Genomic DNA, 14,312 nt, shown 5'->3' on the forward strand with positions numbered 1-14,312 from the left:
AGATTGGACGGGTGACTGATCTGGGGGCGGTCCTCGAGGCCGGACAGCTGGTAGTGGGGTATGGCGGCGCGCCCGTCTGCGGCGAAGTGACGGCTGAAGTGCGCGCCGGCCAGGTGCTGGGCGTGGTGGGCGTCAACGGGGCCGGGAAATCCACGGTGGTTCAAACCATCGCCGGCCGGCAGCCCGCCATCAGCGGCGACGCCCGGATCCTCGGACTGCCCGTGGACCCGGATTCCGTCCATTTCCGCCGTGAAGTTGCCGCCGTGTTCGACGACGACCTCTTCTTTCCGTCGCTCAGCGTCACCGAGCACCTGCTCCTGGTGGCCCGCGGCCACTCGCTGGCGGATCCCGGGGAGCGGGTGGCTGCAGAGCTGGAGTTCTTTGGCCTGTCCACGCGCGCGGACGCCATACCGGATGCCTTGTCTTCGGGGCAGCGGCGCCGCCTGCTGTTGGCCGCAGGATTCATCCGGCCATCGGCCCTGCTGATCCTGGACGAGCCGGAGCAGCGCCTGGACCCCGGCATGCGGGACGCCTTGGCAGGCCGGATCGCCACCTACGCGGACGGCGGTGGCGCCGTGCTGCTGGTGACACACGACCCGCGGCTGCTGGTCCGCACGGCAACCTCTGCACTGGTCATCAAGGACGATGTGGAACTGGTGTCCGCCGAGGAAGGGGCAGGCTTCATTGCTGGCCTCTGATCCCGTGGCAGGAGCCCCTGCCGGCACCGCCCTTGCCGGCGAGTTGGTGACTTTCACCAGGCGGCACTCCCGGGCGTACAACCGCACCCAGACATCCGTTGGAGATGCCTTCGCGGATATCTATACCTCCCTGGTGGCCCTGTGCTGCGCCGCTGCCATTGCCGTTTCCTTCGTGGGCGGGCTGCGCGATGAGATGATCCGGGACAACGCCATGGCGGCAAGCCTGGTGGCGGGGAGCCCGCTGGTGCTGCCGGCCCCGCTCCTGTGGACCCTGCTGACCTACGGCGGATTGGCGGCCATCCTGACGGTGGCAAGGCGGCTGGGTCCCATCGCGGTCACGGGCGCGCAGGGTGCGTGGTGGCTGCCGCTGCCCCTTGACCGCCGCCCCATGGTGTTGCCCACCTTCCGGCGCCGCATGGTCTCTGTAGGCCTCGGCGCCATTCTCGGCTATGTCCCGTTCAGCATCGTCACGGACCTGGCGGTGGACGTCGCGGACCATGCGCTGGCCGCGGCGACGTTCGGGGCCGCGAGCGTGGCGGTCCTGGGGATTGCGGGCCTGCTCCAGCTCGGCCTGGTGGCTCCGCGTCCTGGCCGGGCCGCCGCACTGCTGGCCCTCGCCCCGCTTGCGCTGCTGCCGGGGATGGCCGCCGCCGGGTGGCCACTGGCCGCCGCGGTGCTGGCCGGCGTCGTGGTCCTTGTTCCGCTCCTGCGCCGCGCGGGCCAGGTCACCGCCACGGAACTGGTCCGCGGCGGCAACGTGTCCGGGCACGCAGCGTCGGCGGTGTTCTTCCTGGACACCAACGAGCTGCTCCGCTCGATAGCGGGGACGCCGCGTCCCGCAGCCGGTTCCCGGGCCCGGCGTTTCTATGCCCGCATGACGCCGGGTCCGTTTGCCGGCCTCGTCAGGGCGGACGTCACGGCGTTCCTTCGCCTGCAGCCCCTCCTGGCTGTGCCGCTGCTGTGGCTGGCGGCGTGCCTGGCCGTGGTGGTGGCCGATGCCGGGCTTCCCGCCTGGCTGCAGCTGATCTTCCTGCTGGTGGCTGGTTGTGGAGTGGCCAGCGGGATGGGCACCGTGGCACGGCGGACAGCGTTGTTGCCCGAGCTGGACGCCCTGCTGCCGCTCCCCCGTGCCGCCGTCCGGGCGAGCCGGCTGTTGATGCCCGCACTGGCCCTGGCCGCCTGGATGACACTGCTCACGGGCGCACTGGCCCTGCTGGGGGCAGGCGGGCCGCTGTTGCCTGCAATAGGCGCACTGGCTGGCATCGGCATGGGCGCCGGCTGCCTCCGCGGAGCTACCCGGCCGCCCGCGGACTGGACGCTGCCGCCGGTGGATACGCCAATGGGCCCGGTTCCCCGGGCCCAGTTGTCCTCGCTGCTGCGGGGACTCGACGTCACCGTCCTGTCTATGCTTCCGGCAGGGATCGCCCTCTTCGTGGGGCAGGCCCTTCCGGTGCTTGTCATGGTGCAGGCCGCGGTGAGCCTGGCTGCGGTGCTGGTGGTCCTGCTTTCCGGCACCAACCCTGCGTCCGGAGGCAGTAGCCGCTCCTAGACCAGGTGCGGTTCGTGCGCGGTGAGGTACTTGCGGCCGCTGAACGCCACCAGGATGGCAATTCCCATGGCCACGGCACCGGCGTAGAACGGCACCTGGGGACCGAAGTGCTCACCCAGTTGCGCGGCCAGGAACGGAGCCAGTGCGCCACCCATCCAGCGGACGAAGTTGTAGCCGGAGGAAGCCACCGGCCGCGGGGAATCGGAGACGCCCATGGCCAGTTCGGTGTAGACGGTGTTGTTGATGCCCAGCAGGGCGCCCGCCACAATGACCAGTACGACGACGGCAGGCACCGAGTGCCCGGCCGCCAGTCCCAGCCCGGCCAGGTCCAGCAGCAGGACGAACAGGGTGCCGGTCAGCACCTTGACGGCACCGAAGCGGCGCTGCAGGACCGGTGCGACGAACACGGAGAACACGGCAACCGCCACGCCCCAGCCGAAGAAAACGGCGCCGATTCCGTACGCGTCCATGCCCAGGATGAAGGGGGTGAAAGCCAGGATGGTGAAGAAGCCGTAGTTGTAGAACAAGCCGCTCGCCGCCGTCGTGCGCAATCCCTTGTGGCCCAGCGCCAGCAGCGGGTCGCGGAGGCGGACCTTGCGCCCGGGCAGCGGCGTCTTGGGAAGCAGCGCCAGCAGGGCGATGAATGCGGCGGCCATCAGGACAGCCGTGCCGAAGAACGGGGCGCGCCACTGCCAGCCGCCCAGCAGGGCGCCCAGGAGCGGGCCGAGGGAGATGCCCAGGCCCAGTGCGGCCTCGTAGAGGATGATGGCGATTCCGGCGCCACCGCTGGCCACACCCACGATGACAGCGAGGGCGGTGGCGACGAAGAGGGCGTTGCCCAGGCCCCAGCCGGCGCGGAAGCCCACCAGCTCATCCACGCTGCCGGACAGGCCGGAGAGCGAAGAGAACACCACGATGATGGCCAGCCCGATCAGCAGGGTTTTCTTGCCGCCGATCCGGGACGAGACGAAGCCGGTGATCAGCATCGCCAGGGCGGTAACCAGGAAGTAGCTGGTGAACAGCAGCGAGACCTCGCTGGGGCTGGCGTCCAGGTTGGTGGCGATCGCGGGGAGGATGGGGTCCACCAGGCCGATGCCCATGAATGCGAAGACCGCGGCCAGGGCGGTGGCCCACACAGCTTTTGGCTGTTTAAGGAAGGAGGCCTTTTCGGCCTGCAGGGTGTTCCCGGGTGCCGGCAGGGTGTCTGCTTGGCGGTTCATGGAGGGTGCTCCTAAAGGGGGTGCGGTGCGTCAGTTCTGGAGGGACGCGTTGATTTTGTCGATGACGGGCAGCGCCGCGGCCAGCGCTTCACGGTCCTGCACGGTGAGCTCGCCGAGGAGTTCGGCCATGACGGCGTTGCGCCGCTGGTTTGCGGACTCGACGGCGGCGCGGCCTTCGGCGGTCAGGATGACGCGGACGGCGCGGGAGTCGGCGGGGTCGGGTTCGCGGCGGGCCAGCCCGGCGCGTTCGAGCTTGATGATCTGCTCGGTGGCGCTGGGTACCCTGACGCCGAGGTTGCGGGCGATCTCACCTACCCGGACGCCGTCGTCCAGCAGCATCTTCAGGGTGCTGAGCTGGGCGGCACTGAGGTCTCCGTCCGCGTCGAGGCGGCGGACCAGGTAGACGCTGTGGCGCAGGGCTTCGCGGAAGCCTGCGGCGAGTTCCTGGAGCTTGTCCTCGTTCATCATTAGGTAGCCTAACATTTAGGGTACCTAACAGTCAAAGAAATGTGGTCAGAGCGTGAGCTTCATGCCCTCGTGCGAGCCTTCAAACCCGAGCCGCTGGTAGAAGCGCTGGGCAGCCGTCCGTGTCTTGTGCGTGGTCAGCTGCACCAGCGAAGAGCCCTGGCGCCTGGACTCGCCGATGGCCCATTGGATCATCAGGTTGCCGATGCCCTGCCCCCGGAGAGTGCTAGCCACCCGCACGCCCTCGATCTGCGAGCGCCACGACCCCTGCCGCGAGATGCCGGGGAGGAAGCTCAACTGGAACGTGGCAACCACCGGCCCAGCGGCTTCCCCGGGCGGCACCAACTCGCCCACAAGGAGCATGTGGCGGGGGTCGCCGTCGATCGCGTCAAAGGCGCGTTCGTAGGGCGCCATATCCTGGCCCGCCTCGCGGCCCGCGCCCAGGGCGTCGTCAGCGAGGAGCTGCACGACGGCGGGCAGGTCCGCCCGCGTGGCGTGGCGGAGGCGGAAAGTCCCGCGCTCGACGTCGGCGGTCAGCAAAGGTTCCGGGGCACAAGCGGTTTCACTCACCTGCCCAGCCTTGCACGGGTGAGCGCGCGTTGCAGGAATAGCCACCGGAAGTAAGCGCGCGTCGGTGCTATATATGCCGGACAGAGCATATAGAACGACGCCGGCACTGGGGGTTCAGTGCCGGCGTCGCCCTTGTGTATTACGTCGTCGCAGTCATACGTCGGATGGTGCGGAAGGCAGCGCGCGGTCGCCTGCGGACATCAGGCGGAGGTGGCGGCCACCTCTGCCTGCCGCTCCTCCACAAGGGTGGACACCGCGCTGAAGAGCGGGTGGTCCGGGTCCAGGCCGGTGATCCTGGCGGTTGCGTCCGCCGCACTGCCCGACGCGAGGATGCCGGCCAGTTCGGTGGCCTCGGAGTCGGCGGGATCAGTAAACCGCAGCGCCGCTGAGATGGCTCCAAGCAGAGCCTCCGGCACAACGCCGCGTTCGGCCAGCTCGGCCGCGGGACCGATGAACCGCTCGTGCCGGCTGAGCTTGCGCAGCGGGGCGCGCCCCACCCGGTTCACGGTGTCCGGCAGGTGCGGGTTGGTGAACCGGACCAGGATCTTCTGCACGTAGGCTTCCTGCGCCTCGTTGCTGAACCCGTGCTTGGACACCAGGAGCTCCTTGGTTTCCTCCAGCACTGCCCGCACGTCTTCCGCCACGTCCTGGTCCGCCATGGCGTCGGAGATCTTCTCCAGTCCCGCCTCGAACCCGAAGTAGGCGGCCGAGGCGTGGCCGGTATTCACCGTGAACAGCTTGCGCTCGATGTAGGGCGCGAGCTCATCCACGAAGGTGGCACCGGGGATCTCCGGCTCCGATCCGGCGAAGGCCGTCCGGTCGATGACCCACTCGTAGAAGGATTCCACGGTGACGTCCAGGCCCTGCCCGGCCTCCTGGTTGGGCACGATCCGGTCCACGGCGGTGTTGGCGAACACCGCCTGGCCGTCCAGCGCCCCGCCTGCGGCCTCCGGACGGGAGGCCACCTCCCGGGCCAGGATGTCCGTGGCGTTGATGGCGTTCTCGCAGGCCATGACCTGCAACGGCGCCATCCCGGCCCCGCGTGCGGCAATGCCCCGCGCGATCACCGGTGCCACGAACTTCAGGATGTGCGGCCCCACCGCCGTGGTGACGATGTCCGCCGTCGCGATTTCCGTGATGAGTTCCGCTTCCTGGGTGTTCGAATTCAGGGCGCGGAAGTTGTCAACAGTCTGCACGGCGGGGTTCTCCCCCACTTCATGGACGGCGTAGCTGTCCGCGGCCGCCAGCTGGGCGATCAACGCGTCGGCGACGTCGGCGAAGACCACCTCGTAGCCTGCGTTGTGCAGGAGCAGCCCGACGAAGCCGCGGCCGATGTTGCCGGCACCAAAATGTACAGCCTTCACTATGCGTTGACCTTCCCGAAGAGCTCCAGGACTTCATCCACGGAGCTGGCCGCCTCGAGGCGGGCCACCTGCTCCTTGTTGGTAAAGACCTTGGCGATGGAGGACAGGATGTGCAGGTGTTCGTTGTTGACGCCGGCGACGCCCACCACGAACTTGACCTCCTTGCCGTTCCAGTCGATGCCCTGCGGGTAGCGGATCACCGAGACTGCCGACTTGCGGATGTGGTCCTTTGCGGCGTTGGTGCCGTGCGGGATGGCCAGGAAGCTGCCCATGTAGGTGGACACGGATTCCTCGCGCTCGTGCATGGCGTCGATGTAGCCCTGGTCCACGGCGCCGCGGGCCAGCAGGAGCCTGCCGGCTTCGTCGATGGCGGCGTCGCGGGTGGTGGCCGTGCCGGTAAGGATGACGCTTTCGCGGGCCAGGATCTCCGCCTGTCCCGCGGCCGGGGCGTCTGCGGCGTGCGCACCCTGGCCTGCGGCTGCGCCAGCCGCGGCGCCAACTCCTGCTGCGCCTGCTCCAGTGGCAGCAGCGGAGGTTCCGGCACCGGGTTCGGCCGTGGCGCCGGCGTCGGACGTTCCGCCGTCGGTGTTGCTCTCCCTGACCAGGTCAACGATCTCGTCGTAGCGTGGGCTGTTCATGAAGTTGTCCACCGAGAAGTGCGCTGCGCTGGATGTAGCGGGCTTGGCACGCTCGGTGAGGTCCTGGTGCGTGACCACAACGTCGTACGTGTCACTGAGGTTGGCGATTGCCGAGTTGGTGACCTTGACATCCGGGAAACCGGCGGCCTTGATCTTGTTGCGGAGCACTGACGCGCCCATGGCGCTGGAGCCCATTCCGGCGTCGCACGCGAACACGATGTTCCGGATGGGACCGGCCAGGACGGCGGTGCCCACGCCGGCGCCCGCTCCGGTCAGGTGGGAGGAGACAGAGCTCTTCTTGCCCTTCATCTCCTCCATGCGTGAGGTTGCGGCGTTGAGGTCGCCTTCGTCGCTGTGCTTGGTGGTCTTCATGATCACCGAGGCCACCAGGAAGGACGCGGCCGTGGCAAGCAGGACCGCGAGGATCACCCCTAGGTAGCTGTCACGGGAGGTCTGGGCGAGTACGGCGAAGATGGAACCCGGAGCTGCCGGTGCCACCAGGCCGGCACCGGTGACCGCCAGGGTGGCGATGCCGGTCATGCCGCCGGCGATGGCGGCCAGGACCAGCAGCGGGCGCATCAGGACGTACGGGAAGTAGATCTCGTGGATGCCGCCGAGGAAGTGGATGATTGCCGCGCCCGGGGCGGAGGCCTTCGCCGCACCCTTGCCGAAGAACATGTACGCCAGCAGGATGCCCAGGCCCGGGCCGGGGTTGGCCTCGAGCAGGAAGAGGATTGACTTGCCCTGCTCCAGTGACTGCTGGACGCCCAGCGGGGTGAGCACCCCGTGGTTGATGGCGTTGTTCAGGAAGAGGATCTTGGCGGGCTCAATGAAGATGCTGGTGAGCGGCAGCAGGCCATTGTTGACCAGGAACTGCACCACATTTCCGGCACCGGCGCTGAACGCTGAAACCACCGGAGCGACCGCGTAGAAGCCCAGCATGGCAAGCAGGGCGCCCCAAATACCCGCGGAGAAATTGTTGACCAGCATCTCAAAGCCCGGGCGGATTTTTCCGTCCCAGAGCGAATCGATCTTCTTCATGGTCCAGCCCCCCAGGGGGCCCATGATCATGGCGCCGATGAACATCGGGATGCCGGCGCCAACAATCACGCCCATGGTGCCGATGGCACCCACCACGCCGCCGCGGACGTCGTAGACCATCTTGCCGCCGGTGTAACCGATCAGCAACGGCAGCAGGTAGGTGATCATCGGCCCCACGAGGCCGATGTTCGGTTTCCCGTCGGTTTCACCGAAGCCGCCAAGCTGGGGAACCGGCAGCCAGCCCTTTTCGATGAAGAGGGCCGTGATGATGCCCCAGGCGATGAAGGCGCCGATGTTGGGCATGATCATTCCGGACAGGAACGTCCCGAATTTCTGGACGTGTACCCGAGCGCTGGTACGGGGCTTTGCAACTGTTTCTGTTGCCATGTGATTTCCTAACCGTTCGTCCTGCTGCTCCGCAGGATGGTCCGATACTGACGACGACGTACTGCTGGTGGAACCGGGTGGGGCGGGTTGGTGCCGGCCTATCCGGCGGGAGTGGTGGAGATCCGGTGCAGCCACTCGAGGAAGAGCTTGAGCTCTGAGCTCGAGAGCTGGTCTGAGTGCGAGGCCTGAAGTGCGGCGTTCAGGGCAATCGCTGCCACCACCACCGAGGACTTTCCGGCGTTGCCCGGGGCCGCACCACTGGCGGGCTCGGCGGATACCGCAAAGATCATGGCATCCCGGGTCATGGTGGACAGTTCAAGGTTCCGGTCCGGGGCGGGCTCCGCAATCAGCATCAGCGTCACGCCCACGTTGGCTGCCAGGATGGACCTGGCCGCTTCCCGGGGCTGGACGTTGAGCTGGCCCGCCACCGCGGCCTTGTTCAGCATCTCCTCCATCAGTGCCTCGGCATCGGCAACGATGGCGGGGCGGCTTTCCGGACGGATGTTGCCGAACATCACCAGATAGAGCTCGGGCTGGTTAAGGCCGAACTGAACGTGGTTGTCCCACATTCTCCGGATGTCCTCGAGAGGCTGCCCGGAGGGGGCGAAATCCCTTTCGCCTGCGACATATTCCTCAAACCCTGCAGCCACCACGGCGTCGAAAAGGCCTTCCTTGTCGCCGAAGTGGTGGTACAGGGTGGGTGCAGATACCCCTGCCAGCTGCGTGATCTGGCGGGTGGAGACCGGCGCTCCCGCGGATTTTGCCAGCAGCTCCGCCGCTGCACGGAGCAGCCGCATTTTGGGGGGAAGCTGGCCATCCAAACTCATAACCGCTACCCTAGCACCTATAGCGTTGCTATATGAACTGAATCACATACAATTTTTTCAGGCTCGTTTCCATCTCCTGACGTGACGCGTTGCGGCGGTGCGGAGGTGTTCCGGCATGGCGCCGGGACTGCTTGGCGGGCCTGGCTACCGGCAGAGAATGAGGACCTTCAGTGCAGAACTTCCCAGGAGTAGGCGTCAGTCCAGGCCGCGTCATCGGCACCGTGCGGCAGATGCCCAAACCGATCAGCGAGCCTCCTGCCGGTGACCAGCTGGCGCCAGGCACCACCGCCGAGGAAGCCACCGCAGCACTGAAGGCCGCATCGCAGGCCGTGCATGACGAACTGAAGGCCCGCGCGGCTCATGCCAGCGGCGACGGCAAGGCCGTCCTGGAGGCGACGGCGCTGATGGCCAAGGACACCATGCTGATTAAGGGCGCCGCCAAGCTGGTGGCGCGGGGCACATCCGCCGAGCGGGCCATCTGGGAATCGGGATCCTCCGTTTCTGAGATGCTCCACAACCTGGGCGGCTACATGGCTGAGCGCGCCACCGACGTCCTGGACGTGCGGGCCCGCATCGTGGCCGAGCTCCGGGGCGTGGCAGCGCCCGGCATCCCCGCGTCCGAGACTCCCTTCGTCCTGGTGGCAGACGACCTCGCCCCTGCCGATACCGCCACGCTGGACCCGAACAAGGTCCTCGCCCTGGTGACGTCCGGCGGCGGCCCGCAGTCGCACACCGCCATCATTGCCCGCTCGCTCGGCCTTCCCGCCGTCGTGGCTGCCGTCGGGGTGGACCACATCGCTGACGGAACCGAGGTCTACGTGGATGGCGCCGCCGGCTCCGTCACGTCCGAGCCGGACGGGTCCCTGCGCGAAGCCGCTGAAGGCTGGGCCGCAACGGCGTCGCTGCTGGCCGAGTTCACCGGCACGGGCACGACGGCGGACGGCCACCAGGTCCCGCTGCTCGCCAACGTGGGCGGCGGCAAGGACGCGGTGGCCGCCGCGAAGCTGGGCGCCCAGGGCGTTGGGCTGTTCCGCACCGAGTTCTGCTTCCTGGAGCGCGACACCGAGCCCTCCGTGGAAGAACAGGCTGCAGCGTACAAGAGCGTCTTCGATGCTTTCCCCGGCAAGAAGGTGGTGCTGCGCACGCTGGACGCGGGCGCCGACAAGCCGCTGCCGTTCCTGACTGACTCCACGGAGCCCAACCCCGCCCTCGGCGTCCGCGGCTACCGCACCGACTTCACCACCCCGGGGGTGCTGGACCGGCAGCTGGAGGCCATCGCCCTGGCCGCCAACGCGTCCGAGGCGGACGTGTGGGTGATGGCACCGATGATTTCCACTGCCGAAGAGGCCGCCCGCTTCGCCTCGATGTGCGCGGACGCCGGCCTGCAGACCCCCGGCGTGATGGTGGAGGTGCCCTCGGCTGCCCTGACCGCCGAGGCCATCCTCCGCGAGGTGGGCTTTGCCAGCCTGGGCACCAACGACCTCACCCAGTACGCCATGGCGGCGGACCGCCAGCTCGGTCCCCTGGCGAACCTGAACACCCCGTGGCAGCCGGCCGTCCTGCGCCTGGTGGGCCTGACGGTGGAGGGTTCACGGGCCGAAGGCAACAGCAAGCCCGTGGGCGTCTGCGGCGAGGCGGCGGCGGACCCCGCCCTCGCCGTCGTCCTGACCGGCCTGGGCGTGAACACGCTGTCCATGACCGCCCGCTCCCTCGCCGCCGTCGCCGCGGTCCTGAAGACCGTGACCCTCCAGGAAGCCCAGGAACTGGCGAAGCTGGCGCTCTCTGCCCCGAGCGCCTCCGAGGCCCGCGACCGGGTGCGGGAGAAGCTGCCCGTCCTGGCGGAACTGGGCCTGTAACCAGCCCCGCCAGCCCGGCGAACCTGCCCTACGGCAGGGCCGTCACCAGCACATCCTGGTACGCGGCCCTGCCGTCGAACACGTTGACGCCCACCCGCCCGGCGGGCAGGGGCGCGGTGTCTGCCGCGTCGATCAGTTGCGTCCCGTCCACTGCCACCGTGATCCGGCTGCCGCTGACGGCGGCGTCCAGGGCGTAGCTGACTCCGTGGCCCAGGTTCGAGGGAACACTGGCCAGGACGGTGAACACGCCGCCGGACAACTTGAACACCCGCACCAGGCGCAGGTTCGGGTCCAGGTTCACGTAGTAGGCGGTGGAACCGTCGGCCGAGGACCGCAGCAGCACCGAGCCGGCACCGCCATACCCCTTTTCGGGCGCCAGGTCCCGGTTCAGGAGCTCACCCGTGAAGGGCTCGCCGCCGAACCTCACGGTGGCCTGCACCCGGACGTTGCCGTAGGTGGCTGGGCCCATGGCGGTGGAGTCCTTGTCAAACGTGCCGGCCAGGCCTGCGCCCGTGCCCTCCCAGCGTCCGCCCGGAACCACCGCGTAGGCGCCCAGGTTGTGCCGGGCGCTGCCTGCACCTGGCCGAAGGACGGCCGACGGCGGAGCACCGGTGAGGCGTGCGGTGTCGCCGAGCTGGTGTACTTTGACGGACACCAGCCGGGCGGTGCCTCCGGCAGCCGTGAAGGACAGCCCTGTGGAAGACGGGTCCGGAAAGACCAACGAGGTGATGGCAGCCGTGCCGTCACCGCCGAAGACCTCTACTGAGGACGCGTCCACCAGGATCCGGACATTCACGCGACGCTCCGTGCCCACCACGGTGGAACTCCACGGGGCCGTGGCATTGTCCGCGGCCGAACCTGCGAAGTAGCGGGTGAAGTCCCTGCGCCCGGCGGCGCCGCGGTCCACCGTGAGGGCGGCAGCACCGGCGTCGTAGGTCACCAGTGTCTGCTGCGCGCCGGTGGAGCCGCTTCCTTTACGGACCCCGAACGCGAAGGAGGTGGCGCCGCCCGACGACGGGATCCCCACCTCGGCTTCCAGCTCGAAAGAGCGCCCGGAGGCAGCGGCCAGCGGGTTGCCGGAGGTTGGCGGGACCGCCACGTCCGAGGCCTGCCACGTGGAGGTCCGCAGCGATACCGCCTCCGCCACCGGGGCCTGCGCCAGCCGGAGTCCCGCGCCGGGCACGTCCACCAGCCTGACCTCGCGGGGTACTGACAACTGCCCGTTCCACCGGCCCGTGGGCGGGCTGAAGGCGTAATCCCAGTTGCTCATCCAGCCGATCATGATCCGCCGGCCATCCGGGGTGCCGTAGAAGCTCATGGCCGCGTAGTAGTCGCGACCATGGTCCGCCTGCAGCACCGTGGAGGCGGGTGTGTCGGGGGTGAAGGTTGTTCCGTTCCACGTTCCTGTCACGTACTGCGCCGCCGAGCCGTTGGTTGCCCGGACGGCCCCGGTGCTCCACCACAGCACCCAGCGCTTGGTGCCGGGCTGCCCCTCCACGGGCAGTTCAAAGAAGTCCGGGCATTCCCACACCCCGCCGCGGACCCAGCTGCCGTAGCCGAAGGTGCTAGAGAAGGTCCAGTGGAGCAGGTCTGTGGAGGAATAGAAGCGGAGGTGGTCCCCGCCCGCCACCACCATGATCCATTTACCGGTCGCTTCATCGCGGGTGACTTTGGGGTCGCGGAAGTCCCAGCCGCCGTCAGGGCCGCCCGGGTTCTCCACCACCGGCGCGGCCTGGACGGTCTGCCAGCTGCGGCCCTTGTCCTTGCTGTACGCGGCGCGGACCGACTGGTTTCCGTTCGGGGCGTCATGGTTGAAGCTCGTGTAGTACGCGATCAGCCCGGAACCCCCGTCAAAGAGACCGCTGGCGTCGGTGGCATCCACCACCGCCGAGCCGGACCATGACTCCCCCGCGGCCATGTGCGGCAGGGCGATGGGCAGTTGCTTCCAGTGCAGCAGGTCCGTACTGACCGCGTGCGCCCAGCGGCCGCGGTCCTGGTGGAAGAGGTGGTACTCGCCGTCGAAGAACACCAGGCCGTTGGGGTCGGAGCTGTTTCCGGAGTTCTGCGTGTAGTGGTAGCCCGGCTGGTAGAGCCCGTTCATGTACTGGTCCACGGGATCCGCGCGGACATTCTGGAACCAGGCGGTGCCGGTGGCAAGGAGGGCAAACCCGGATCCGGATGCGGCAGGAACTGCACCGTTCAGGACGGAGGTGCCGTTGATCAGGACGGATGCTTCCGTTCCCCGGGCCGTGAACTGGACACGGTTGAGCTGCCCGGCCTTGAAGCTGGTGGCGGGCAGGGTGCCGCTGTGCAGGAGCGTTGACCCTGCCCGGTTGAACAGCTTTGCCGTGCCGGCGCCCGGATCGATCCGCAGTTCGAGGCCGCCGGAACCGTCTGCACCGCTGCGGACCACCACCGAGGCTGTTGCCGGGGAGGCGGCGGTCAGGTCCAGGGCGGCAACGACGTCGGACGCCACCGCCGGGATGAACCTCGCCGCGGTGCCGCCGGCCGGTGCGGCACGGAGACCGGCGGCGTCGGGTTCCCAGGAGCCGGACACCGTGCGCCAGCCCTGGAGGGAACTCTCCAGACCGCGGAGGGTCATGCTTTGGAACACCGCGGCGCCGTTGTAGGACCCCAGGCCCACGTGGCCCGCGGCGGCCGTGGAGTCCGTGGCCGTCATGGCAGGCGTGGCACCGTTGGGGTCCAGGAAGTCCGTTTGCCAGTAGACCGCCAGCGCGCTGCCAAGGGCGGTGACCCGGAGGCGGTAGACCTGGTTGACCGTGATGGCTGCGGGAAAGGTGCCGAGCGTGGCGTTGTCCGAGACCCGGTAGAGGCGCAGCCTGCCCGCGTTGGGGTCCACTTCGGCGGCGTACCCGGTGGTCCCTGCGGCATTGGTCCGGAAGAGGACCGTTCCCACGCCGTAAGGGGACGCCACCTGGACGTCGGTGGAGAAGTCGACATCGGCGGGTGACTGTCCGGTGGCGATGGCGCGGATGTTGGCGTTTGCCGGGGCGGTGCCGCGGAATCCGGTGGCCGTTGCGGACCAGCCGCCGCCGGCAGTCCAGCCGGAGACATTCGCGTCGACGGTCCGGACCCCGGGGGTTCCAAAGGCAACGGTTCCGTTGAACACATGGAGCCCCACGCGGCCGGACTCATACCGGTAGTCCGTGGCGTCGATCCGCGGGGCGCCGTCCACAGCGACGTAGATTCGTGGCCCGTCCACGTGGACGTCCACGTTGTAGGGCTGTCCCGTGTTCAACGCGAGGGCCACCGGGGCCACCACGTCCTGGCCGGTGGCGAGGTCAAACAGCCGCACCCGGTCCAGGTTGGGATCGATGGTGGCTGCGTAGCCGGCGCCGGCGTCCGGGGTTGCCCGGAACACCAGGGCACCCACACCGTAGGGGCTTCCGGAATCGACCGTCACGCTGGCCGTGTAGCGGGCAGTTCCCGCAATGACCTGTTCGCTGGTGGCAGCCGCGTTCTGGCCTGGGAGCGCGACGGCGGTGTACCCGCCCTGGGCAGTCCGGGTCCAGGTGCCGCTGGTACCGGCGACGTCCGGGATGGGGCTGGTGGTGCTGTTGAGGGTGACGGGTGCGGTGCCGAGGGCCGCCGCCGGAGCAGCGGCCCCCGTTCCCGCGAGGCCGGCACCAAGGACCGCTGCCGTGAGGCCCGCGGCTAGTCTCTTGTGCATGCAGAT

The 14,312-nt window shown here is 68.6% G+C and carries 10 protein-coding genes; 3 read left to right on the plus strand and 7 right to left on the minus strand.

What is annotated here, in order from left to right; translation table 11 throughout:
- The first annotated feature begins 20 nt into the window (after positions 1 to 20).
- Positions 21 to 698: an ABC transporter ATP-binding protein gene (locus ACP3TD_RS00300; RefSeq protein WP_426767092.1), complete on the plus strand. Its 678-nt coding sequence runs from the start codon at positions 21 to 23 to the stop codon at positions 696 to 698.
- A 4-nt stretch (positions 699 to 702) separates the two neighbouring features.
- Positions 703 to 2,247, plus strand: a complete 1,545-nt coding sequence (locus ACP3TD_RS00305; protein ID WP_426764780.1) for a DUF6297 family protein — start codon at positions 703 to 705, stop codon at positions 2,245 to 2,247.
- Here the strand turns inward: ACP3TD_RS00305 and ACP3TD_RS00310 are convergent.
- The 6 genes from ACP3TD_RS00310 to ACP3TD_RS00335 all read right to left on the minus strand — a co-directional run bounded on the left by ACP3TD_RS00310 (position 2,244) and on the right by ACP3TD_RS00335 (position 8,759).
- Positions 2,244 to 3,467, minus strand: coding sequence for an MFS transporter (locus tag ACP3TD_RS00310; protein WP_426764782.1), 1,224 nt, complete (start codon positions 3,465 to 3,467; stop codon positions 2,244 to 2,246). The genes ACP3TD_RS00305 and ACP3TD_RS00310 overlap by 4 nt on opposite strands.
- A gap of 30 nt (positions 3,468 to 3,497) precedes the next feature.
- Positions 3,498 to 3,932 carry a MarR family winged helix-turn-helix transcriptional regulator gene (locus ACP3TD_RS00315; protein WP_426767093.1) on the minus strand — a complete coding sequence of 145 codons (435 nt, stop codon included), beginning with the start codon at positions 3,930 to 3,932 and terminating at the stop codon, positions 3,498 to 3,500.
- Positions 3,933 to 3,980: 48 nt separating this feature from the next.
- Complete coding sequence (locus ACP3TD_RS00320) at positions 3,981 to 4,472, minus strand: N-acetyltransferase family protein (RefSeq protein ID WP_426767094.1); 492 nt, start codon at positions 4,470 to 4,472, stop codon at positions 3,981 to 3,983.
- A gap of 230 nt (positions 4,473 to 4,702) precedes the next feature.
- Positions 4,703 to 5,866, minus strand: coding sequence for a mannitol-1-phosphate 5-dehydrogenase (locus ACP3TD_RS00325; protein ID WP_426764783.1), 1,164 nt, complete (start codon positions 5,864 to 5,866; stop codon positions 4,703 to 4,705).
- A complete protein-coding gene (locus tag ACP3TD_RS00330; protein ID WP_426764784.1) occupies positions 5,866 to 7,932 on the minus strand; it encodes a PTS mannitol transporter subunit IICBA in 2,067 nt (688 codons plus the stop codon). Before ACP3TD_RS00330 ends, ACP3TD_RS00325 begins: the two co-directional genes overlap by 1 nt.
- Before the next feature lie 98 nt (positions 7,933 to 8,030).
- The gene (locus ACP3TD_RS00335) at positions 8,031 to 8,759 is read right to left on the minus strand and encodes a TetR/AcrR family transcriptional regulator (RefSeq protein ID WP_314212917.1); all 729 of its coding nucleotides are present in this window, start codon (positions 8,757 to 8,759) and stop codon (positions 8,031 to 8,033) included.
- Between the two features lie 170 nt (positions 8,760 to 8,929).
- Here ACP3TD_RS00335 and ptsP point away from each other — a divergent pair, with 170 nt between their 5' ends.
- Positions 8,930 to 10,615 (plus strand): phosphoenolpyruvate--protein phosphotransferase, encoded by a 1,686-nt coding sequence (gene ptsP, locus ACP3TD_RS00340; RefSeq protein WP_426764786.1) that lies wholly within the window; start codon positions 8,930 to 8,932, stop codon positions 10,613 to 10,615.
- Between the two features lie 28 nt (positions 10,616 to 10,643).
- On the opposite strand, the gene ACP3TD_RS00345 is transcribed toward ptsP, so the two are convergent.
- Positions 10,644 to 14,306, minus strand: a complete 3,663-nt coding sequence (locus ACP3TD_RS00345) for a GH32 C-terminal domain-containing protein (RefSeq protein WP_426764788.1) — start codon at positions 14,304 to 14,306, stop codon at positions 10,644 to 10,646.
- Positions 14,307 to 14,312: the final 6 nt, after the last annotated feature.

It is taken from the genome of Pseudarthrobacter sp. 1G09, from assembly GCF_050038305.1.
Lineage (GTDB): Bacteria > Actinomycetota > Actinomycetes > Actinomycetales > Micrococcaceae > Arthrobacter > Arthrobacter equi.